The sequence below is a fragment of the Curtobacterium sp. MCSS17_008 genome (assembly GCF_003234185.1).
Classification (GTDB): Bacteria; Actinomycetota; Actinomycetes; order Actinomycetales; family Microbacteriaceae; genus Curtobacterium.
Genome location: NZ_QKSM01000012.1, coordinates 67,136 through 86,353, shown reverse-complemented (window position 1 = coordinate 86,353; position 19,218 = coordinate 67,136). Strand labels below are relative to the sequence as shown.

At 71.8% G+C, this 19,218-nt stretch carries 19 protein-coding genes and 1 tRNA gene; 9 read left to right on the top strand and 11 right to left on the bottom strand.

Annotation, left to right across the window (positions count from 1 at the left end; translation table 11 throughout):
- Nucleotides 1-96: 96 nt before the first annotated feature.
- The 3 genes from DEJ23_RS12225 (at nucleotide 97) to DEJ23_RS12215 (ending at nucleotide 1,411) form a co-directional block, all read left to right on the top strand.
- Entirely contained in the window at nucleotides 97-360 is a 264-nt protein-coding gene (locus DEJ23_RS12225; RefSeq protein WP_111240537.1) for a glutaredoxin family protein, read from the top strand.
- Between the two features lie 125 nt (nucleotides 361-485).
- Nucleotides 486-767 carry a GlsB/YeaQ/YmgE family stress response membrane protein gene (locus tag DEJ23_RS12220; protein WP_111240536.1) on the top strand — a complete coding sequence of 94 codons (282 nt, stop codon included), beginning with the start codon at nucleotides 486-488 and terminating at the stop codon, nucleotides 765-767.
- A gap of 152 nt (nucleotides 768-919) precedes the next feature.
- Nucleotides 920-1,411 carry a hypothetical protein gene (locus tag DEJ23_RS12215; RefSeq protein ID WP_111240535.1) on the top strand — a complete coding sequence of 164 codons (492 nt, stop codon included), beginning with the start codon at nucleotides 920-922 and terminating at the stop codon, nucleotides 1,409-1,411.
- Nucleotides 1,412-1,442: 31 nt separating this feature from the next.
- Here the strand turns inward: DEJ23_RS12215 and DEJ23_RS12210 are convergent, their stop codons facing one another.
- The 3 genes from DEJ23_RS12210 to DEJ23_RS15765 all read right to left on the bottom strand — a co-directional run bounded on the left by DEJ23_RS12210 (nucleotide 1,443) and on the right by DEJ23_RS15765 (nucleotide 4,164).
- Nucleotides 1,443-2,891, bottom strand: a complete 1,449-nt coding sequence (locus DEJ23_RS12210) for an SPFH domain-containing protein (protein ID WP_181429245.1) — start codon at nucleotides 2,889-2,891, stop codon at nucleotides 1,443-1,445.
- 201 nt (nucleotides 2,892-3,092) lie between these two features.
- Nucleotides 3,093-3,920 (bottom strand): ammonia-dependent NAD(+) synthetase, encoded by an 828-nt coding sequence (gene nadE / locus DEJ23_RS12205; RefSeq protein WP_111240533.1) that lies wholly within the window; start codon nucleotides 3,918-3,920, stop codon nucleotides 3,093-3,095.
- A 76-nt stretch (nucleotides 3,921-3,996) separates the two neighbouring features.
- Nucleotides 3,997-4,164, bottom strand: coding sequence for a hypothetical protein (locus tag DEJ23_RS15765; RefSeq protein WP_181429244.1), 168 nt, complete (start codon nucleotides 4,162-4,164; stop codon nucleotides 3,997-3,999).
- Nucleotides 4,165-4,827: 663 nt separating this feature from the next.
- On the opposite strand from DEJ23_RS15765, the gene DEJ23_RS12200 reads away from it, so the two are divergent.
- Nucleotides 4,828-5,964, top strand: coding sequence for an AI-2E family transporter (locus DEJ23_RS12200; RefSeq protein WP_111240532.1), 1,137 nt, complete (start codon nucleotides 4,828-4,830; stop codon nucleotides 5,962-5,964).
- A 155-nt stretch (nucleotides 5,965-6,119) separates the two neighbouring features.
- On the opposite strand, the gene argG is transcribed toward DEJ23_RS12200, so the two are convergent.
- The 6 genes from argG to DEJ23_RS12170 all read right to left on the bottom strand — a co-directional run bounded on the left by argG (nucleotide 6,120) and on the right by DEJ23_RS12170 (nucleotide 11,944).
- Nucleotides 6,120-7,559, bottom strand: coding sequence for an argininosuccinate synthase (gene argG / locus DEJ23_RS12195; protein WP_111240531.1), 1,440 nt, complete (start codon nucleotides 7,557-7,559; stop codon nucleotides 6,120-6,122).
- A 114-nt stretch (nucleotides 7,560-7,673) separates the two neighbouring features.
- Nucleotides 7,674-7,748, bottom strand: a tRNA-Arg gene (locus DEJ23_RS12190).
- 13 nt (nucleotides 7,749-7,761) lie between these two features.
- On the bottom strand, nucleotides 7,762-8,865 hold the full coding sequence (locus DEJ23_RS12185) for an epoxide hydrolase family protein (protein WP_111240530.1): 1,104 nt from the start codon (nucleotides 8,863-8,865) through the stop codon (nucleotides 7,762-7,764).
- Between the two features lie 224 nt (nucleotides 8,866-9,089).
- A complete protein-coding gene (locus DEJ23_RS12180) occupies nucleotides 9,090-9,584 on the bottom strand; it encodes an HNH endonuclease (protein WP_111240529.1) in 495 nt (164 codons plus the stop codon).
- A gap of 381 nt (nucleotides 9,585-9,965) precedes the next feature.
- On the bottom strand, nucleotides 9,966-10,958 hold the full coding sequence (locus DEJ23_RS16020; protein WP_111240528.1) for a C40 family peptidase: 993 nt from the start codon (nucleotides 10,956-10,958) through the stop codon (nucleotides 9,966-9,968).
- A gap of 290 nt (nucleotides 10,959-11,248) precedes the next feature.
- The gene (locus DEJ23_RS12170; RefSeq protein ID WP_111240527.1) at nucleotides 11,249-11,944 is read right to left on the bottom strand and encodes a metal-dependent transcriptional regulator; all 696 of its coding nucleotides are present in this window, start codon (nucleotides 11,942-11,944) and stop codon (nucleotides 11,249-11,251) included.
- A 259-nt stretch (nucleotides 11,945-12,203) separates the two neighbouring features.
- On the opposite strand from DEJ23_RS12170, the gene serC reads away from it, so the two are divergent.
- The gene (serC, locus tag DEJ23_RS12165) at nucleotides 12,204-13,322 is read left to right on the top strand and encodes a phosphoserine transaminase (RefSeq protein WP_111240526.1); all 1,119 of its coding nucleotides are present in this window, start codon (nucleotides 12,204-12,206) and stop codon (nucleotides 13,320-13,322) included.
- A gap of 68 nt (nucleotides 13,323-13,390) precedes the next feature.
- On the opposite strand, the gene DEJ23_RS12160 is transcribed toward serC, so the two are convergent.
- Together DEJ23_RS12160 and DEJ23_RS12155 are read right to left on the bottom strand one after the other, a co-directional pair.
- A complete protein-coding gene (locus DEJ23_RS12160; protein ID WP_111240525.1) occupies nucleotides 13,391-14,122 on the bottom strand; it encodes a DUF3027 domain-containing protein in 732 nt (243 codons plus the stop codon).
- Nucleotides 14,122-14,499: a cold-shock protein gene (locus DEJ23_RS12155; protein ID WP_111240524.1), complete on the bottom strand. Its 378-nt coding sequence runs from the start codon at nucleotides 14,497-14,499 to the stop codon at nucleotides 14,122-14,124. Before DEJ23_RS12155 ends, DEJ23_RS12160 begins: the two co-directional genes overlap by 1 nt.
- 109 nt (nucleotides 14,500-14,608) lie before the next feature.
- Between DEJ23_RS12155 and DEJ23_RS12150 the strand changes: the two genes are divergently transcribed.
- The 4 genes from DEJ23_RS12150 (at nucleotide 14,609) to DEJ23_RS12135 (ending at nucleotide 19,191) form a co-directional block, all read left to right on the top strand.
- A complete protein-coding gene (locus DEJ23_RS12150; RefSeq protein WP_111240523.1) occupies nucleotides 14,609-14,854 on the top strand; it encodes a hypothetical protein in 246 nt (81 codons plus the stop codon).
- 28 nt (nucleotides 14,855-14,882) lie between these two features.
- Nucleotides 14,883-16,646 (top strand): helicase-associated domain-containing protein, encoded by a 1,764-nt coding sequence (locus DEJ23_RS12145; RefSeq protein WP_111240522.1) that lies wholly within the window; start codon nucleotides 14,883-14,885, stop codon nucleotides 16,644-16,646.
- 99 nt (nucleotides 16,647-16,745) lie between these two features.
- A complete protein-coding gene (locus DEJ23_RS12140) occupies nucleotides 16,746-18,440 on the top strand; it encodes a DNA repair helicase XPB (protein WP_111240521.1) in 1,695 nt (564 codons plus the stop codon).
- Between the two features lie 55 nt (nucleotides 18,441-18,495).
- Nucleotides 18,496-19,191 carry a response regulator transcription factor gene (locus DEJ23_RS12135; RefSeq protein ID WP_056120555.1) on the top strand — a complete coding sequence of 232 codons (696 nt, stop codon included), beginning with the start codon at nucleotides 18,496-18,498 and terminating at the stop codon, nucleotides 19,189-19,191.
- The last annotated feature ends 27 nt before the right edge of the window (nucleotides 19,192-19,218 follow it).

The window sequence follows — 19,218 nt, the reverse complement described above, 5'->3', positions numbered from 1 at the left end:
GTCGACGGGGGCGGCAGGGGCGGCAGGGGCGGGTCGTGCCGCCTTCCACCGGGCGCTGCGGGAATGTCCGGTCGCTGCGGGACGTACTGTGTGGACATGACTGACGCGACGTTCGACAAGGTGACGATGTTCGGTGCCGACTGGTGCCGCGACTGCCGACGCTCGAAGGCGCTGCTCGACCGCCTCGGGGTCGACTACGACTACGTGGACGTCGAGGCCGACCTGTCCGCCGCGGACCGCGCCGAGGCGATCAGCGGCCGCAAGAACATCCCCGTCGTGGTGCTGCCGAACGGCACGCACTTCGTCGAGCCCTCGGACGCGGAACTGCAGGCCGAGCTCGAGGCGACCGGCGCGGCCTGAGCCCCTCGGCGTCCGGAGCTCCATGCAGGCTGGGTGCACGCTGAGGAACCCCGGAGTTCGATCGGGAGCCGACCACGACCGCGGACACCCCTGACCGCGGCACGGACCGATCCAAGGAGGACACCATGGGCGTCATCGGCACCATCATCGGGCTCATCATCGTCGGACTCATCGCCGGAGCCCTCGCACGACTCATCATCCCGGGCAAGCAGCACATGTCGATCCTCATGACGATCGTGCTCGGCATCATCGGATCGTTCGTCGGCGGCTTCCTCGGCTTCCTGATCTTCCGGCACGACCTCGCCGACGGCTTCTTCCAGCCGGCCGGCATCATCGGCTCGATCATCGGCGCCGTCATCGTGCTGTTCATCTACACGCGCTTCGCAGGTCGCGGCGCTCGCCGCTGACCCCAGCGCGGACACCGCCGCCGACCGACGTCGGGGGCGTCGGCGCACGTCACCCCGGACCGCCCTGCTGGTCCGGGGTGACGTGCGTCCGGGCGTGGAGCCCGCCGTAGGACACCCGGTCCGCACATGTCCGGAGGCGTACCGTCCGCGACATGACCGACGAGAACGAACGCTCCCGCCCCGAGGACGACGCAGCACGGCTCGGACTCGTCGTCGTCGGCGAGGCCGCCGCCCTGCACGCCGGCGATGACGCGTCGCTCGACGCGAGCGAGGAGAACATCCGCGAGACCGTGGACAGCATGGTGGACGAACCGCTGACCGCTCGTCAGGAGGAGGTCGTGGAGCGGCTCGTCTCGGCCAGCGGCACGCTCACCGCCGGCCTGAGCGGCGCACTGGCCACGAAGACCGGGGGCAGCGTGGACGACGTCCTCGAGGGTGCGGCACGCAGCGTCCTGTGGCAGCAGCGGTTGGCCGCCGAGCGGGACGCGGCGCAGCAGGAACGCGTGCACGGGCAGGATGCGGACGGGACCGCCCCCGCCAGCAGCACGGTCGTCGACCGCGATGAGCGGCCGGAGCCCGGCGAGCGCGAAGACGCAGGCCGCCAGCAGCGCTCCCGAGACGACGACGGGCGCGGCGAGGCGTAGCCCCGTCGCGCCCGCCGGCGTACTCGTGCGATCAGTCGGCGGCGCCGGCCTCCTGCTCACGTGCCACCGCACGGGCAGCGGCCTGACCGGTCGTGGTGCTCTTCACGATGTCGCTCAGCGTGAACCCGGCGGTCGTCCCGAGGAGCGCGTCGACCTCGCTGAACTGGCTCACGACGTTCTTCGACAGGGCACCTGCACCGTCCGAGGACACCACGGTGAGCTTGTCGATGTTGCTCATCGGCGCCGCGAGCTCGCGGGCGATGCTCGGCAGGGTCTCGATCGCCTTCACACGGAGCACGGCCTCGGAGTGCTGGGCGAGCGCGTCGGCCTGGGCCTTCGTGGCATCGGCCTCGGCCTGACCCCTGGCGCGGATGGCGTCGGCCGCGGCCTCGCCCTCGGCACGGGAGGCATCGGCTGCGAGCTTGCGCGCGTCCGCCTCGGCCTGCGCCTCCGCCGCCACGGCCTCGGCTGAGATGCGACGGGCCTCGGCCTGGGCGCGGGCGGTCTCGACCTGGGCAGCCGCAGCCGCCTCGGCCTCGACCCGGGTCTTCCGCGCGTTCGCCTCGGCGACGGCGGTGACCTCGGACTCGAGCTCGGCGCGACGGAGCTCGGCACGCTTCTGCGCCGTGATCTGCTCCTGCTCGACGACGCCCTGCGAGGCCCGGGCCTGGGCCAGCGGACCCGCCGCAGCGGCCTCGGCCGAAGCACGGTCGGCGTCGAGCTGCAGGGCGGCACGGCGGATTGCGAGGGCGTTCTCGGCCTCGGCGATCGCCTGGTCCGCGGTGGCCCGGGCCTCACGGGCCTCGCGGTCGGCCTGCGCCTCGGCGTTCTCGGCCTCGAGCCGGACACGGGCACGCTCCGCGCGACCGAGGTCGCTGATGTACTCGTTGCGGTCCGAGATGCCCTTGATCTCGAACGAGTCGACGTCGAGCCCCTGGCTGTGCAGGGCGTCCTTCGCGACGTCGAGCACCGCGACCGTGAGCTGGTCGCGGTTGCGGATGATCGTCGACACGTCGGTCGCACCGATCGAGGCGCGGAGCGAGCCGGAGAGGACCTCCCGCGCGAAGTCGTCGATCTTCTTCTCCTGGCCCAGGAAGCGCTGCGCGGCGGCCCGGATGGACGCGTCGGTCTCGCCCACCTTGACGAGCGCGACGGCCTCGACGTCGATCGTGACGCCCCGGGAGTCCTGGGCGTTCACGTTGATGTCGATCGCGCGGGAGGACAGCGAGAGCTTCGCGACCCGCTCGAAGAACGGGCGGACCAGGACGCCTGCGCCGAGGACGACCTTGATGCCGGACTCGACGGTCTCGGTGCCGTCCGGGTTCTTGACCTTGCGCGAGCGCTTGCCGGTGATGATGAGCGCCTCGTCCGCACCGGCGTTGCGGTAGACGAGCTTGGCGTACACGAGCGCGATCACCGCGAGGACGACGATCCCCACGATGATGAGCGGGACGGCTCCGAGCGCGAGCAGGACTTCCATGATTCCCCCCCAGCGGACCGCCGTCACGTCCGTCGTGACCGGATTCCGCATCTGTTGTTCCGTTGCGTCCATCCTAGGAGCGCGGGCGCAGCCGGAGCAGCCACGCGATCTGGGCTGTGGAGAACTGCCCTCGCACGGACGGGAGGCGCGGTGCAGGTCGGACCTGCACCGCGCCTCCCGTCCGGATGTGCGGTGGTGCGGCTACACGCCCTGCTGCCACCAGCTGTCGAAGGGCGTCGCGGGCACGCGACGCTTGTGCTCCGTCGCGCGGTACCGGGACTCGATCGCCTCGGCGACCTCGACCGGCACGTCGTGGCCCTGCAGGTACGCGTCGATCTCGAGGTAGGTGAGGCCGAGGTTCGCCTCGTCCGTCTGACCGGGCAGGTCGTCGAGCAGGTCGGCGGTCGGGGCCTTCTCGTAGAGGCGGGCCGGAGCGCCGAGGTGCTCGAGCAGCTGGCGTCCCTGGCTCTTCGTCAGGCCGGTCAGCGGCGTGAGGTCGACCCCGCCGTCGCCGTACTTCGTGAAGAAGCCCGTGACGGCCTCGGCCGCGTGGTCCGTGCCGATGACGAGGAGTCCGCGCTGTCCGGCGACCGCGTACTGGGCGACCATGCGCATGCGGGCCTTGACGTTGCCCTTCACGAAGTCGCTCAGCTCGACGCCCGACGCGGCCGTGTCATGCACGACGCCGTCGACGCCGTGCTCGATGTTCACGACGATGCCCGGGTCGGCGGCGATGAACCGCAGCGCGAGCTGCGCGTCGTCCTCGTCCGCCTGGACGCGGTAGGGCATCCGGACGGTGACGAACTCGGCCTCGCGCCCCTCGGCACGCAGGGACTCGACCGCCAGCTGGGCCAGGCGTCCGGCGAGCGTCGAGTCCTGGCCGCCGCTGACGGCGAGGACGTAGCCCTTCGCGCCGGTGGTGGCCAGGTAGTCGCGGAGGAACCCGACGCGACGGGCGACCTCCTGCTCCGGGTCGATGGTCGGCTGGACGTCGAGGTCCGCGGCGATGGCGGCTTGGAGTTCACGCACGCGACCAGTATCGCGCTCCGCCCGCGACGACGCTCGGATTCACCGGCAGCACCCGGTTCCCGTTCACGCGCTCGACTCAGCCGACGGACGGGGCTCCGGCGTGCCGGATGGTGTTGTCGTGGTCGGCACCGATCGCGCAGGTGCAGACCACCTGCAGCGTCTCGTCGGTCCGGGTGAGCCGGAACCGTTCGAGGTGCGGCGGGCCGACGTGACGGTCGAACGGGTGCGTGTCGTGGTCGTGCACGTCGGTCCCTCCCTGATCCGGACTCCGCTGGTGAGGCGGAGGAGGACCCGCGGGCCCTCGCCGAGCATTGTCCACTCGGCACCGGCCGGTCGCGAACCCCCCCGTCCAGGGTACGTGGAACGTGGCGGGCGGAGGGGTCAGACCTGCTCGCCGAGGAAGTCAGCGAACGACGGCTCGTCGTGCTCCGGTCCCGCAGGGGCAGCGGCGTCGGAGGTCCCGCCGACGCGGGCGGCGATGATCACCGCCACCTCCTCCGGCGAGCGGAGGCCGTGTCGGTGCCAGTCCTCCGTCGGGCGGGGCGTCACGAGAGGACCCACAGCGTGGTCGCGGCGAACGAGGACGAGGGGGTGCGGGTGTGGCCCGCCGGGAAGTCGACGTGCGGGGTGCACGGGGAGAACGTGGCGGTCATGGGACCAGCCCTCCATCGGGGTGTCGCGCACCCCGGATCCGACCGGGCCGTCCCGCTGCGCCAGACCTCGCAGACCGCGAGGGCATCGTGACGACGGGACCCTGAGGGAGAACCCGGTGACACCAGCGTAGGAGTGGCCGTGCGCCGCGTCCACGTCGGTGCGCCTATCGGCGAAGGCGGAGCCAGCACGGCCAGCTGACCGAGGCACGACCGCGTCGGTAGCGTGGGTGCCCCGTACGACCTCGAGGAGCCCCATGCCCCTGTTCGGCACCACCGCCACACCGCCAGACGCCTCCCCCGGGCCGTTCGTCCGCAAGTGGACCGACGGGTTCGGCAGCCTCGCGACCCGGTGCCTGCAGGTGGTCATCGTGCTCGTGGTCGCCATCGGCGTCGTCTACGCGGCAGCCACCCTCAGCGTCGTCACGATCCCGGTGCTCCTCGCGCTCATCATCGCGTCGGCGATGCACCCCGTCGTCTCCTGGCTCCGTCGCCACAAGGTGCCCTCGGTGCTCGCGACCCTGGCCGTCCTGCTCGGCGTGCTGGTGGTGCTCGGGTTGGTCGGCTGGCTCATCGTCGTCGCCGTGATCTCCCAGTGGCCCGACCTGCAGAAGTCGGCCCTGCGCGGCTTCGGCCAGCTGCAGGACTTCGCCGCGCACCTGCCGTTCTCGATCTCCGACTCGCAGGTGGACGAGGCCGTCCAGGGCGTCCAGGGCTTCCTGACCAGCTCCCAGTTCGGCTCCGGAGCGCTCGCCGGCGCGTCGGCCACCGCGAACTTCCTCACCGGCCTGGTGCTGATGATCGTGGTGCTGTTCTTCTTCCTCAAGGACGGCCCGGCGATCTGGGAGTTCCTGCTCCGCCCCTTCACCGGCGCCCGCTACGAGCGCGCCCGGCGTGTGGGCGACCGCGTCGTCCACACGCTCGGCGGTTACGTCCGCGGCACCGCGAGCGTCGCCGCGGTCGACGCCGTCGGCATCGGTGTGGGTCTCGCCATCGTCGGGGTGCCGCTCGCACTCCCCCTCGCCGTGGTCGTGTTCATCACGGCCTTCATCCCCATCGTCGGCGCCACCGCCGCCGGCATCCTCGCGGCGCTCGTCGCCCTGGTCGCCAACGGCCCCGTCGCCGCCCTCATCGTCGTCGGCATCGTGGTGCTCGTGAACCAGCTCGAGGGGAACCTGCTGCAGCCGGTGCTCATGGGCAGGACGCTCAAGCTGCACGGCCTGGTGATCCTCATCGGCCTGACCGCGGGCACCGTGCTCGCCGGCATCACCGGCGCGATCATCTCCGTACCGCTCCTCGCCGCCGCGTGGGGCGCGGTGCAGGTGTGGGACGGCCCGGACGAGCCGGCACGGCCCTGGCGGCAGAAGCGTCCGGAGACCGCCGAGCGGCGGTAGTCGACCGGACGACGACGGACGGGAGGCGCGGTGCCGGCTGGCACCGCGCCTCCCGTCCGTCGTGTGGGCGCGTGGGTCGCCGTCGACGCCCGCACCGCACGAACGGGAGCCCCTGCGCTCGGCAGGGACTCCCGTTGCGTGGTGTCGGCGGTGGGTCAGTCGGTGCCGGAGTCGAACGCGGCGCCCTCGGACGCGGCGTCCGTGGCACGGCCGAGCGCGTCGTCGGCGTCGGAGACGAGCGCGCCGCCGAGGATCTCCTCGGCCTCGCCCGACTGCAGCTGCCCGACGAGCTCGCCGGTCGCGCCGCCGATGAGGCCGGCGGCCGCGTACTGCTCGAGGCGCGAGCGCGAGTCGGCGATGTCGAGGTTCCGCATCGTGAGCTGGCCGATGCGGTCGTCCGGACCGAACGCGGCGTCGCCGACGCGCTCCATCGAGAGCTTGTCCGGGTGGTACGACAGCGCCGGGCCCGTGGTGTCGAGGATCGTGTAGTCGTCACCGCGACGGAGGCGCAGCGTGACCTCGCCGGTGACGGCCGAGGCGACCCAACGCTGCAGCGACTCGCGGAGCATGAGCGACTGCGGGTCGAGCCAGCGACCCTCGTACATCAGGCGGCCGAGACGGCGACCCTCGTTGTGGTAGGCGGCGACGGTGTCCTCGTTGTGGATCGCGTTGAGCAGGCGCTCGTAGGCGATGTGCAGCAGGGCCATGCCCGGTGCCTCGTAGATGCCGCGGCTCTTCGCCTCGATGATGCGGTTCTCGATCTGGTCCGACGCGCCGAGGCCGTGGCGGCCGCCGATGGCGTTCGCCTCGTAGACCAGGGCGACGGCGTCGGCGTACTCGATGCCGTTGATCGCGACCGGTCGGCCGGCCTCGAAGCGGACGGAGACCTCTTCGGTCGCGACCTCGACGTCGTCGCGCCAGGCGGCGACGCCCATGATCGGCTCGACGATGTCCAGGCCGCTGGAGAGCTCCTCGAGGCTCTTCGCCTCGTGCGTGGCGCCCCAGATGTTCGCGTCGGTCGAGTAGGCCTTCTCGGTGGAGTCGCGGTACGGGAAGCCGCGTGCGACGAGCCACTCGCTCATCTCCTTGCGGCCGCCGAGCTCCTCGACGAACTCCGTGTCGAGCCACGGCTTGTAGACGCGCAGCCGCGGGTTCGCCATCAGGCCGTAGCGGTAGAACCGCTCGATGTCGTTGCCCTTGTAGGTCGAGCCGTCGCCCCAGATGTCGACGCCGTCCTCGCGCATCGCCCGCACGAGCATCGTGCCCGTCACCGCGCGACCGAGCGGCGTCGTGTTGAAGTAGGTCTTGCCGCCGGAACGGATGTGGAAGGCACCGGTCTGCAGGGCGACGAGGCCCTCTTCGACCAGGGCGCTCTTCGCGTCGACGATGCGGGCGATCTCCGCGCCGTACTCCTTCGCGCGCCCGGGGACCGCGTCGATGTCCGGCTCGTCGTACTGGCCGATGTCGGCCGTGTACGTGCAGGGCACCGCTCCCTTCTCGCGCATCCAGGCGACCGCGCAGGAGGTGTCGAGACCTCCGGAGAACGCGATGCCGACTCGTTCGCCGACGGGGAGACTGCTCAGGACCTTGGACACGGGGTCAATCGTACGGGGCGCGCGGGCCGCACTACCGTCCAGGGCGACTGTTGTGGAGAACCGGCGACCGATGGGGCCGCTGCGGTCGCCGCACGACGTCGGGCCGCGCCCGGCTGGTGCCCCTGGAGGGACTCGAACCCCCAACCGTTTCCTTAGGACGGAACTGCTCTTCCATTGAGCTACAGAGGCTGGCCCGTCCACTCTAGCGGCGGTACGGCTCCAGGAACGCGCAGACCTCGTCGACGAACAGCTCCGGCTGCTCGAACGGCGCAAAGTGCCCGCCCCGGTCGAGCTCGTGGTGGTGGACGAGGTTCGTCGTCCGCTCGAGCCACTCCCGCGGAGCCCGGACGATGTCACCGGGGAACACCGAGAACCCCGACGGCACCTCCACCCGCCGGCTCAGCTGCGCGGCGGGGATCGCGGCGTTCGCGTGGTACATCCGCATCGAGGACCCGATCGTCGCCGTCGCCCAGTACTCCGTCAGCAGCGCCAGCACGTCGTCCCGCGTGTACACCGACCAGAGGTCCCCGCCGCAGTCGCTCCACGACCGCAGCTTCTCGACGATCCACGCGGCGAGGCCCGCGGGCGAGTCGGTGAGCCCGACCGCGGCGGTCTGCGGCTTCGTGCGGTGCATCATCGCGTAGGCGCCCTCGGCGGTCCGCCAGCGCTCGGTCTCCCGCACGAACGAGCGCTCCGCCGGAGAGAGCTCCGTGGTGTCGATCCCCGGCCAGGCCAGCCCGCCGTCGATCCGGTGCACGGCGACGACCCGGTCGGGGTGGTCGAGCGCGAGGTACCGGACGACGTGCGTGCCGATGTCCCCGCCGGACGCCGCAAAGCGCTCGTACCCGAGGTCGGTCATCAGCGTCGCCCACATGCCGGCGACCTCGCGGGCGTCGAGCACCCGCGGCGGCGACTCGGAGAACCCGTAGCCGGGCATGTCGGGCACGACGACGTCGAACCCGGCGTCGACGAGCATCGGCAGCACCTTCCGGTACCGCCACCCCGAGTCCGGCCAGCCGTGGGCGAGCAACAGCGGGAGGGCGTCCGATCGGCGGGACCGGGCGTGCAGCACGTGCACCCGCACGCCGTCGACGACGTGCCACTCGGACGGCAGCGCGGCGAGCTGCCGCCGGTGCGCGTCGAAGTCGAACCCGTCCGCCCAGTACTCGACGAGCGGCCGGAGCTCGTCGACGTCGACGCCGAGCGACCACCCGGTCCCCGCCGGCACGTCCGGCCACCGGGTGCTGCGCAGACGGGCCCGGAGGTCGTCGATGGTGGCGTCGTCGATCACCGGCGTCTCGCTCATGGCTCGCACGCTACGCCTGCACACTCCTTCCCATCACGCTCGCGATGGAATGTGGGAACGGGCACACCTGGTCGTTCCGGAAGGCCAGGTACGCCCGCTTCGACCAGGTACGCCCGCGCCGACCAGGTACCCCGACCACACGCCGCCGGCGCGACCACGCGACGGACGGGAGGCGCGGGGCGGGCCGGCCCCGTGCCTCCCGTCCGGCCCGTCGATGGACCGCGCTACGCGGCCACCAGGTACTCGTCCCACTCCGACTGCGGACGCTCGATCCCGCGCACCACCCAGGACGCACCGTGGGGCGCCTTCGGGCGGAAGCGGAGCCGCCACCCCATCTCCTGCGGGGTGCGGTCGCCCTTCGTGTTGTTGCACGCGAGGCAGCAGGCGACGAGGTTCTCCCACGAGTCCTGCCCTCCGCGCGACCGCGGCTGCACGTGGTCGATGGTGGTGGCGTGCCGGTCGCAGTAGGCGCAGCGGTTCGCGTCACGACGCAGGACGCCGCGCCGTGAGACGGGCACGAGTCTCGCGTGGGGGATGCGCACGTACCGGGTGAGGATGATGACGGACGGACGGTCGAAGCTCGTCGTCGACCCGGTGACCGGGTGGTCGACGTCGGCGGCGATGATGGCGGCCTTCTGGTTCATCACCAGCACGATGGCCCGCCGGTCCGAGATCACCGCGAGGGGCTCGTATCCGGCGTTGAGGACGAGAGTGCGCATGGGTTCCCTTCCGACGGTGCCTGGACGGCTTCCAGGCGCTGCGGGTGCCTCGGGCCGATCGGCGCCGACAGGGGACCGCGGTCTGCGACCACGCCTCAGAACCACGAAGAGCACCACCCGGATGGGCAGTGCTCTCGTCAGACAGGGGCGTGATGGTGCACGCAGGGCGCGGTCGACCGTATGTCCACGAGCGCGCGCCGACCCGTGGTGCGGGTCGTGCGGAACGCTGACATGAGGTCTCCCGTGTTCGGGCCGGCTTCGACACCGGTGCAGCGTCAGGCTACGTCAGAAACCGGCCCTGCACGAGGGTGTGCGGGCCGGTTTCCGGGAGTGTTCACGGGAACGACACACGGGTCGTCACCGCTGCGCGGAGCGCTGTCGTCAGACGCCGAAGCGCACGATGTGGTAGTCGCTCGTCCAGATCGGGCGGATCGAGACCGAGCCGCCGGGCTTCGGGGCGTCCATGATCATGCCGTCGCCCATGTAGAAGCCGTCGTGCGATCCGTCGTTGAAGATCACGACGTCGCCCGGCTGCGCCTGGGACTCGGGGATGGTGGTGCCCGCGGCGTCCTGCAGCGACACGGAGTGCGCCAGGTCGATGCCGTACTGGGCGTAGACGTACATGATGTAGCCCGAGCAGTCGAAGCCCGACGGGTCGGCGCCGCCGAAGACGTACGGGGTGCCGATGTACTGCTTGGCGGTCGCGACGACGGCCGGCAGCGAGAACGGGGTGTCCGCGGCGGCGGCCGACGTGGCGAGCTCGTCCGCGCTCGGGCCGCTGTACGACGAGTACTGCTCCGCGGTCTTCGCGCGGGCGGCCTCGGTGGCGGCGGCCTGCTCCGCCTCGTCCGCTGCAGCCTGCTCGGCGGCTTCGGCGGCCGCTTTCCGTGCAGCCTCGGCGTCGAGCGTGGACTGCGCGGTCGCACCGTAGCCGTCACGCGCGGTACCGGCGAGGGCGACCGCGTCGGAGACCGAGAACTGCTGGGCCTGGGTCGTCCGCACCTGACGCTCCGCGTCCGCGGACTGTGAGCCCGTCTGCTGGGTCGCGGCGAAGGCCGGGGCGACGGCGACCGTGCCGAACATGCCGGCGGCGACCGTGAGCACGACCGGGGCGAGGAAGCGGCGCTTGCGGGCCGAGCTGCTCGCCTTCGCGGTCTCCGCGGCGCGGGCGGCCTGCGCGGCACGACGGCCACCGGGGAGCGGGGCGTCGCGGACCGGGGTGACCCGGCGAGCCGGAGCGGTGGCCTGACGCGCTGCCCGCCGGGTGAGCGGGGCGTCGGCGGTGGAGTGGGAGGCGTTCGCGGGGGCGGCGTTCGCGGTGTTCGTCGGGTTCGCGGGCGTCTGGTCGTCCGCGGCGGAACCGGTCTGCGTCAAGGGTGGTGTCTCCGGCGTCTCGTCACCGTCTCCGCCTGGGTGGGGCGGAGGGGCGGACCCCATCCGTTCGTCATCGTTTCCGATCGAGACAGGAGACGGGTTCGAGACGCCCTGTCACGGGTCCTGGGCCTCGTGGGCGGCCCGGGGACTCGACGAGTGTACGTGGGGGCCGTTACCGTGTCGAGACAAAACGGCCGTACGGTAACGAGGCGGTAACGAAGCCCTGGTCAGAGACGGGTCACGGTCGTCACCTTGTGCCGATTCTCAGGCTCAGCGGGCCCGTCTGGGCGTCAGCCGCGCTCGATGTAGACGTGCTGTGCGACCTCGGTCGGCAGCTCGATCCCGGCATCCTCGCCCTCGACACGCACCGCCACGTAGGCACCGGCACGCTGCACGCTCGCGGCCCGACCGGGCATCACGCCGGCGGACCGCAGCTGGTGCAGGAGCTCCGGCTCGAACTGCACCGGCTCCCCGAGGCGGCGGATGACGCCCGTCGCGACCGCATCGGTGCCGTCGGTGGCCGCGACGATGTTCTGCACGCCGTCCAGGAACGCCCCGGCCGTCGGTCCGCCGATCTCGGCGAGGCCGGGGATCGGGTTGCCGTACGGCGACTCGGTCGGGTTGCCGAGCATCTCGAGCAGTCGGACCTCGACCTGCTCGCTCATCACGTGCTCCCAGCGGCACGCTTCGTCGTGCACGAAGGCCCAGTCGAGCCCGATGACGTCGGCGAGCAGGCGCTCGGCCAGGCGGTGCTTGCGCATCACGTGGGTGGCACGGGAGCGGCCCTCACCCGTGAGCTCGAGGTGGCGGTCCCCCGTCACGACGACCAGGCCGTCACGCTCCATGCGGGCGATGGTCTGCGAGACCGTGGGGCCCGAGTGACCGAGCCGCTCGGAGATGCGTGCGCGCAGCGGCACGATCCCCTCTTCCTCGAGGTCGAGGATCGTCCGCAGGTACATCTCCGTGGTGTCGACGAGATCGGTCACGGTCCGCCTCTCATGTCTGGGCCCAGCCTGCCCCACACTACTTGTTCGGGGCGACGTCGAAGGACCAACACCCGCCGGGCGCCGCCGCATTCCGCACACCCCGTCCCCGGGCCACCGGAGGCCCGCCGACCGGCCTCGACAGGGCCGGTCCCACGTCGGCGTCCGGCCCGTGGGACCGGCTGGAGGCACGGCTCGCCCCCGCCCCGTCCGGCCGGTACAGGGTCGGGAGCGCTGGGATACCGCTCGCTAGGATCGGCGCATGGCAGACATCGTCATCCCCGCCGAACTCCTCCCGACCGACGGACGCTTCGGCTGCGGACCGTCCAAGATCCGCGGCGCGCAGCTCGAGTCCCTCGTGACCCGCGGGGCGACGATCCTCGGCACGTCCCACCGTCAGAAGCCCGTCAAGGACCTGGTCGGCAGCGTCCGCCGGGGCCTCGCCGACCTCTTCCAGGTCCCCGACGGCTACGAGGTCGTCCTCGGCAACGGCGGCTCGACCGCGTTCTGGGACGCCGCGGCCTTCGGCCTGGTCGAGCGCCGGGCCGAGAACCTGTCCTTCGGCGAGTTCGGGTCGAAGTTCGCCAAGGCCGTGCAGACCCCCTGGCTCGAGGCACCGCACGTCGTCGAGGCCCCCGGCGGCTCCCTCGCCGCGCTCGAACCCGTCGGGGGCGTCGACGTCTACGCGTACCCGCACAACGAGACCTCCACGGGCGTCATGGCTCCCGTGGCCCGCGCCGGCGGTGACGACGGGGCGCTCACCGTCGTGGACGCGACGAGCGCCGCCGGCGGTGCCGCGTTCGACGTCTCGGCGACCGACGTCTACTACTTCGCACCGCAGAAGAACCTGGCGTCCGACGGCGGACTGTGGCTCGCGCTGTTCTCCCCCGCGGCGCTCGAGCGCGTCGAGCGCATCGCCGCGAGCGGCCGCTACATCCCCGAGTTCCTGTCGCTGCAGAGCGCCGTCGACAACTCGCGGCTGGACCAGACCCTCAACACCCCGGCGCTCGCGACGCTGCTCCTGCTCGACGACCAGGTGCAGTGGATCAACCAGTCGGGCGGTCTCGCGTGGGCGGACACCCGCACGAAGACCTCGTCGTCGACGCTGTACGACTGGGCCGACTCGGTGGACTACGCGACGCCGTTCGTCACCGTCCCCGAGCACCGGTCGCAGGTCGTCGCGACGATCGACCTCGACGACTCGATCGACGCCAAGGTCGTGGCCGCGACGCTGCGCGCCAACGGCATCGTCGACACCGAGCCGTACCGGAAGCTCGGCCGCAACCAGCTCCGCGTCGCGACCTTCACCGCGATCGACCCGGACGACGTCGCGAAGCTCGTGCAGGCGATCGACTTCGTGGTGGGCGAACTGCGCGGCTGACCGGAGCACGGACGAACGGGAGGCGCGGTGCCAGCTGGCACCGCGCCTCCCGTTCGTCTCGGGCGCTCCTACGCGCCGTGGCGCTCCGGGTCCGTCTCGGACGGGTCGAGCCGGTCGAGCTCGAGGTCCTCGTCGGGGTCGGTCGGACGGACGCGCGACGCCCGTCGACGCGAGCCGCGGGAGCGCGCCGGAGCGCGTTCCTCGAGCTGGGCGTCCTCGTCGTCCGTGTCCTCGTCGTCCGTGTCCTCGTCGTCCGTGTCGTCGTCGTCCGTGTGGTCGGTGTCGTCGCCGGCCGCGTCGACGTCGACACCGTCCAGCTCGTCGTCGTCCGACTCCTCGAGGTCGTCCTCGTCGTCCTCGAACTCGTCGTCGTCGTCCGAGGCATCGTCGTCGGCCTCGTCGTCGTCCGGGTCCTCGTAGTCGGCCTCTTCGGCGTCGTCGTCGAGGTCCTCGTCGTCGTCGGCGTCGGCGTCCTCGTCGTCGTCGGTGTCGGCGTCCTCGTCGTCGGCGTCCTGCCCGGCGCGGTACTCCGCCATCCGGTCGGCCCACGGCACCCAGTCCGGCGCGAGCAGCGATCCGTCGCCCGGCATCAACTCGACCTCGAGCACGGTCGGCTCGTCCCCCTCGACCTGGGCGATCGAGACGGTCCAGCGCCAGCCGGGGTAGCCGGGCATGCGGTTCGAGAACAGGACCGAGACCACGCCGTCGCCCTCGTCCACCGTGCCGACCGGCTGCCCGATCGTCGACCCGGGCGTGACCTCGAGCAGCGCCTTCCGCGCGAGCTCGGTGTGGTCGACCATCAGGCGTCCAGCTGGTCTGCGACGTGGCGCAGGATCGCGGCGAGACGCTCGCCGTTCTTCGGGTAGCGGCCGTGGCGGAGGTCGCCGCTGATCCGGTCGAGCTCCTTCACGAGGTCCTCGACGATCACCGCCATGTCGTCCGCCGACCGACGCGACATCTTCGCGAGGGACGGCTGCGGGTCGAGGAGTCGGGCCGACAGCGCCTGCGACCCCTTCTTGCCCTGCACGACGCCGTACTCCAGCCGGGTGCCGGCCTTGACCGAGGTGACGCCGTCGGGCAGCGAGGACGCGTGCAGGAAGACGGAGTCACCGTCGTCGCCGGTGATGAACCCGAACCCCTTCTGGTCGTCGTAGAACTTGACCTTTCCGGTGGGCATGCGTGGTCTCCTCGTTGTCGTGGAACGGCCGTGGTGCGTCGGATATCCTGGGCCGATGGCCAAGCCGACCCGATCCCCCGGGAACACGCGCGAATCCGCGGAACCCCCGGTGACGTTCAATCGTACCGAACGCGTCCTCGGGTTCATGATCGGTGGCATCTTCATCGCCGCCTTCCTCTGCATCGCCGCGATGATCGTGATGTGGCTCACCGCGTCGAGCGCGCAGGGGTCGATGCCGTGGCCGGTGGTCATGGCGATCCCGCTGATCGGTCTGCCGATCGGGATGGTCCTCGTCTTCGTCCTGCTCGGGCTCACCTGGTCCAAGCGCGCCCGCGAGAACCGGTCGGCCCGCTGAGGCCCGGCGCCGACCGCCGCGGGGGACGATGACGACCACCGCCGACCTCGCCGCCCGGCTGCGGGCGATGCCCGACGACGAGCTGGAACGGCTCGTCGTCGCCCGACGCCTGCCCGCGGCCGTCCTCGCGGACTCCGGCCCGCAGCACGCGGCCGACTTCTTCGACCTGGCCGAGGCACTCCGCGCCGACGAGGCCGTCGACGCCGCGCTCGAGCACCTGCCCCGCGCCACCCTGCTCGCGCTCCGCGACGGCTCGACGGACGCCCGGGCGCTGGCCCCGGCGGTTGCGCTGGGCCTGGCCGACACCGAGGGCGCCGTCGACGACGCGGTCGCCGCACGACTCGCCGCCCAGCCCGACGTCGTGGCGCTCCGGTCGGGAGGCACGACCCCGCCCCGCCCCGCCACCCCGGATCCGCAGGCGGTCGACCAGGAGCGCGCTCGCGCCACCGGCGCCGAGCACGCGTTCGACACGATGACCGTGCTCGCCGAACTGCTGCGGGCCGTCGGTGCCGGCGACGTCCGCGAGCTGGTGAAGGGTGGCATCGGCACCCCGCTCGCCCGGACCCTCGGCGAGCGCGTCGGCGCGGACCCGGACGTCGTGCCGGACCGGCTCGCCCTGCTCGACGGCACCGGGCTCGCCGACCCCGGCGAGGGCCGCTGGACCGTGACCGACGACGGTCGCGGGTGGCTCCGGGCCGCGTGGCCGGAGCGCTGGGTCGAGCTCGCCGGTCGCTGGTGGCGGTCGCTCGACCCGGCCGTGCACGACGTCCTCGACGCCGCCGGTGACGACCTGCGCGACCTGGTGGCGGTCGGTCGCTGGGCCTTCCCCGCGGGCGCTCGCTGGCTCGACGCCATCCTGCTCGAGGTCGCCGGCACCGCCGAGGTCCTCGGTCTCACGGTCGACGGCACCGTCACCCCGACGGGCCGTGCCGTGCTCGGTGGTGACGTCGGTGCGGCAGCGGCCGACCTGCCGCCGACCGTGGCGGGCGTCTACCTGCAGCACGACCTCACCGTGATCGCACCGGGGCCGCTCTCCCCCGCGGACGACGAGGCGCTCCGCACGGTCGCCGACCTCGAGGCCCCCGGCCTGGCCGCCCGGTACCGCGTCTCGGAGGACTCCGTCCGGCGGGCGCTCCGCGCCGGCACCACGCGCGACGACCTGCTCGCCCTGCTCGACCGGTTGTCGGCGACCGACGTGCCGCAGCCGCTGACGTACCTGGTCGATCAGGTCGCGACGCGGGACGGCGGCATCGTCGTCGACGTGGCACCGGACGGAGTCGGCACCCGTGTGCAGGGCACGGCGGACCAGCTCGACCTGGTGGGCGTGGACGCCGAGCTCCGACACCTGACCTGGGAGCGCGTCGACCTGACGACCCTCGCGACCCCCCACCCGCCGCACGTGGTGCACGCGGCGCTCGAGGACCAGCGCTACCCGGCCGTGCTGACGGCCGCCGCTCGCCCCGCGACGCAGGACGGTCCTCCCGTCCGTCGCCGCACCGCCGGACGCACGCCGGAACAGGCCGCGCACGCGCTCGTGGAGCGACTGCGGCTGACCACCGAGCGGGGCGAGACGGAGCCGGAGCAGGAGTGGCTCGGACGGCAGATCGACCTGGCGGTGCGCGGGAAGACACCGATCCGACTGACCGTACGGATGCCGGACGGGTCGGAACGGCCCTTCTCGATCGTGCCGACGTCGGTCGCCGCCGGCCGCGTGCGCGGACGGGACACGTCGCTCGACGTCGAACGCACCCTGCCCCTGTCGCTCGTCGTGACGGTCGAGAGCGATGCCTGACCCGCTCCGTTCCTGCACGGACGTGGCTGGCGGACCGGTTCTCCACCGCAGCGCGCTGACGGCGGCGGCTCGCAGCCGCGACGCCTAGGCTGATCCGTCATGAACGGACCGCTGATCGTGCAGAGTGACCGCACCGTGCTCCTCGAGGTCGCGCACCCCCAGGCAGAGGACGCACGGCACGAACTCGCGGCCTTCGCCGAACTCGAACGCGCTCCCGAGCACGTGCACACGTACCGCATCACGCGGCTCGGTCTGTGGAACGCGCGCGCCGCCGGTCACGATGCCGAGTCGATGATCGGCACGCTCGAGCGCTTCGCCAAGTTCCCGGTCCCGCAGAGCGTCACGGTCGACATCCGCGACACGGTCTCGCGCTACGGCCGACTCGTCATCCGGCGCGAGGAGCGCGCGGACGCCCCGGCGGTCGCGAACTCCCCGACCGAGGAGCTCGAGCGCCAGCCGGTCCTGCTGCTCACGGCGGAGGACCCGTCGGTCCTCGCCGAGGTCACCCGGTCGAAGCGCATCAAGCCCCTGCTCGGCGACCAGCGGTCCCCGTCCGAGATCGAACTGCAGCCCTGGGCGCGGGGGCAGGTCAAGCAGGAGCTCGTGAAGCTCGGCTGGCCGGCGGAGGACCTGGCGGGCTACACGCCGGGGCAGCCGCACCCGATCGACCTCGACACGGCGTCGTGGCACATGCGCCCGTACCAGGAGCAGGCGGTCGACACCTTCTTCGCGCAGGGGTCCGGCGTGGTCGTGCTGCCCTGCGGTGCCGGCAAGACGCTCGTCGGCGCCGGTGCGATGGCCACCGTGAAGGCGACGACCCTGATCCTCGTCACGAACACCGTGTCCGCCCGGCAGTGGCGCGACGAGCTGCTCCGCCGCACCACGCTCACGCCCGACGACATCGGCGAGTACTCCGGCACGTCGAAGGAGATCCGGCCGGTGACGATCGCGACGTACCAGATCCTGACCGCCAGGCGGAAGGGCGAGTACACGCACCTGTCGCTATTGGACGCCCTCGACTGGGGCCTCATCGTCTACGACGAGGTCCACCTGCTCCCCGCTCCCGTGTTCAAGCTCACCGCCGACCTGCAGGCCCGCCGTCGGCTCGGGCTCACGGCGACCCTGGTGCGCGAGGACGGCCGCGAGAGCGACGTCTTCTCGCTCATCGGGCCGAAGCGGTACGACGCCCCGTGGAAGGAGATCGAGGCCCAGGGCTACATCTCCCCCGCCGCCTGCTACGAGGTCCGGATCGACCTGCCCCACCAGGACCGCCTGGAGTACGCGGCGTCCGGCGACGACGAGCGCTACCGGCTGGCCGCGACCTCGCCGGCCAAGACCCCGGTCGTGCGGGAGCTCATCGGGAAGCACCACGGCGAGCAGATCCTCGTGATCGGGCAGTACATCGACCAGCTCGACGACCTCGCCGCCTCGCTGGACGCGGCGGAGATCACCGGTTCGACCCCCGTCGACGAGCGTGAACGGCTGTTCCAGGCGTTCCGCGAGGGCGCCATCGACGTGCTGGTCGTGTCGAAGGTCGCGAACTTCTCGGTCGACCTGCCCGACGCGACGGTCGCGATCCAGGTGTCCGGCTCCTTCGGGTCGCGGCAAGAAGAGGCGCAGCGTCTCGGCCGACTGCTCCGCCCGAACAAGGACGGGCTGCCGGCGTCGTTCTACACCCTCGTCACGCGGGACACCGTCGACCAGGACTTCGCGCAGAACCGGCAGCGGTTCCTCGCCGAGCAGGGGTACGCGTACACGATCCTCGACGCCGACCAGGTCCTGGCCGCCGCGTAGCCAGTACACGACCCGCTCCCAGGGAACCTCTAGGGAACGGTCAGAGGATGGGAGCATGACCGATGGCCCCAAGATCCTGATCGTCGACGACGAGCCGAACATCCGCGACCTCCTGACGACCTCGTTGCGCTTCGCCGGCTTCGCCGTCCGCGCGGTCGGCAACGGTGCCCAGGCGATCTCGGCGGTGCTCGAGGAAGAGCCCGACCTGATCATCCTCGACGTGATGCTCCCCGACATGAACGGGTTCGGCGTGACCAAGCGCCTGCGCTCGTCGGGCTACACCTCGCCGATCCTGTTCCTCACCGCGAAGGACGACACCGAGGACAAGATCACCGGCCTGACCGTCGGCGGCGACGACTACGTCACGAAGCCCTTCTCGCTCGACGAGATCGTCGCGCGCATCAAGGCGATCCTCCGTCGCACGATGAACGACGAAGAGGACGCCATCATCCGCGCGGGCGAGCTGACGATGGACCAGGACACGCACGAGGTCACCATCGGCGACGCGCAGATCGAGCTCTCCCCGACGGAGTTCAAGCTCCTCCGCTACCTCATGCTGAACCCGAACCGTGTGCTGTCGAAGGCGCAGATCCTCGACCACGTGTGGGAGTACGACTTCAACGGCGACGCCGGCATCGTGGAGTCGTACATCTCGTACCTGCGTCGCAAGCTCGACCAGTACTCGACGGAGCCGATCATCCAGACGAAGCGCGGTTTCGGGTACATGCTGAAGGCGTCCAAGGCGTCCTGACGTCGAGCACTCGGCGGCCGTCCGGTT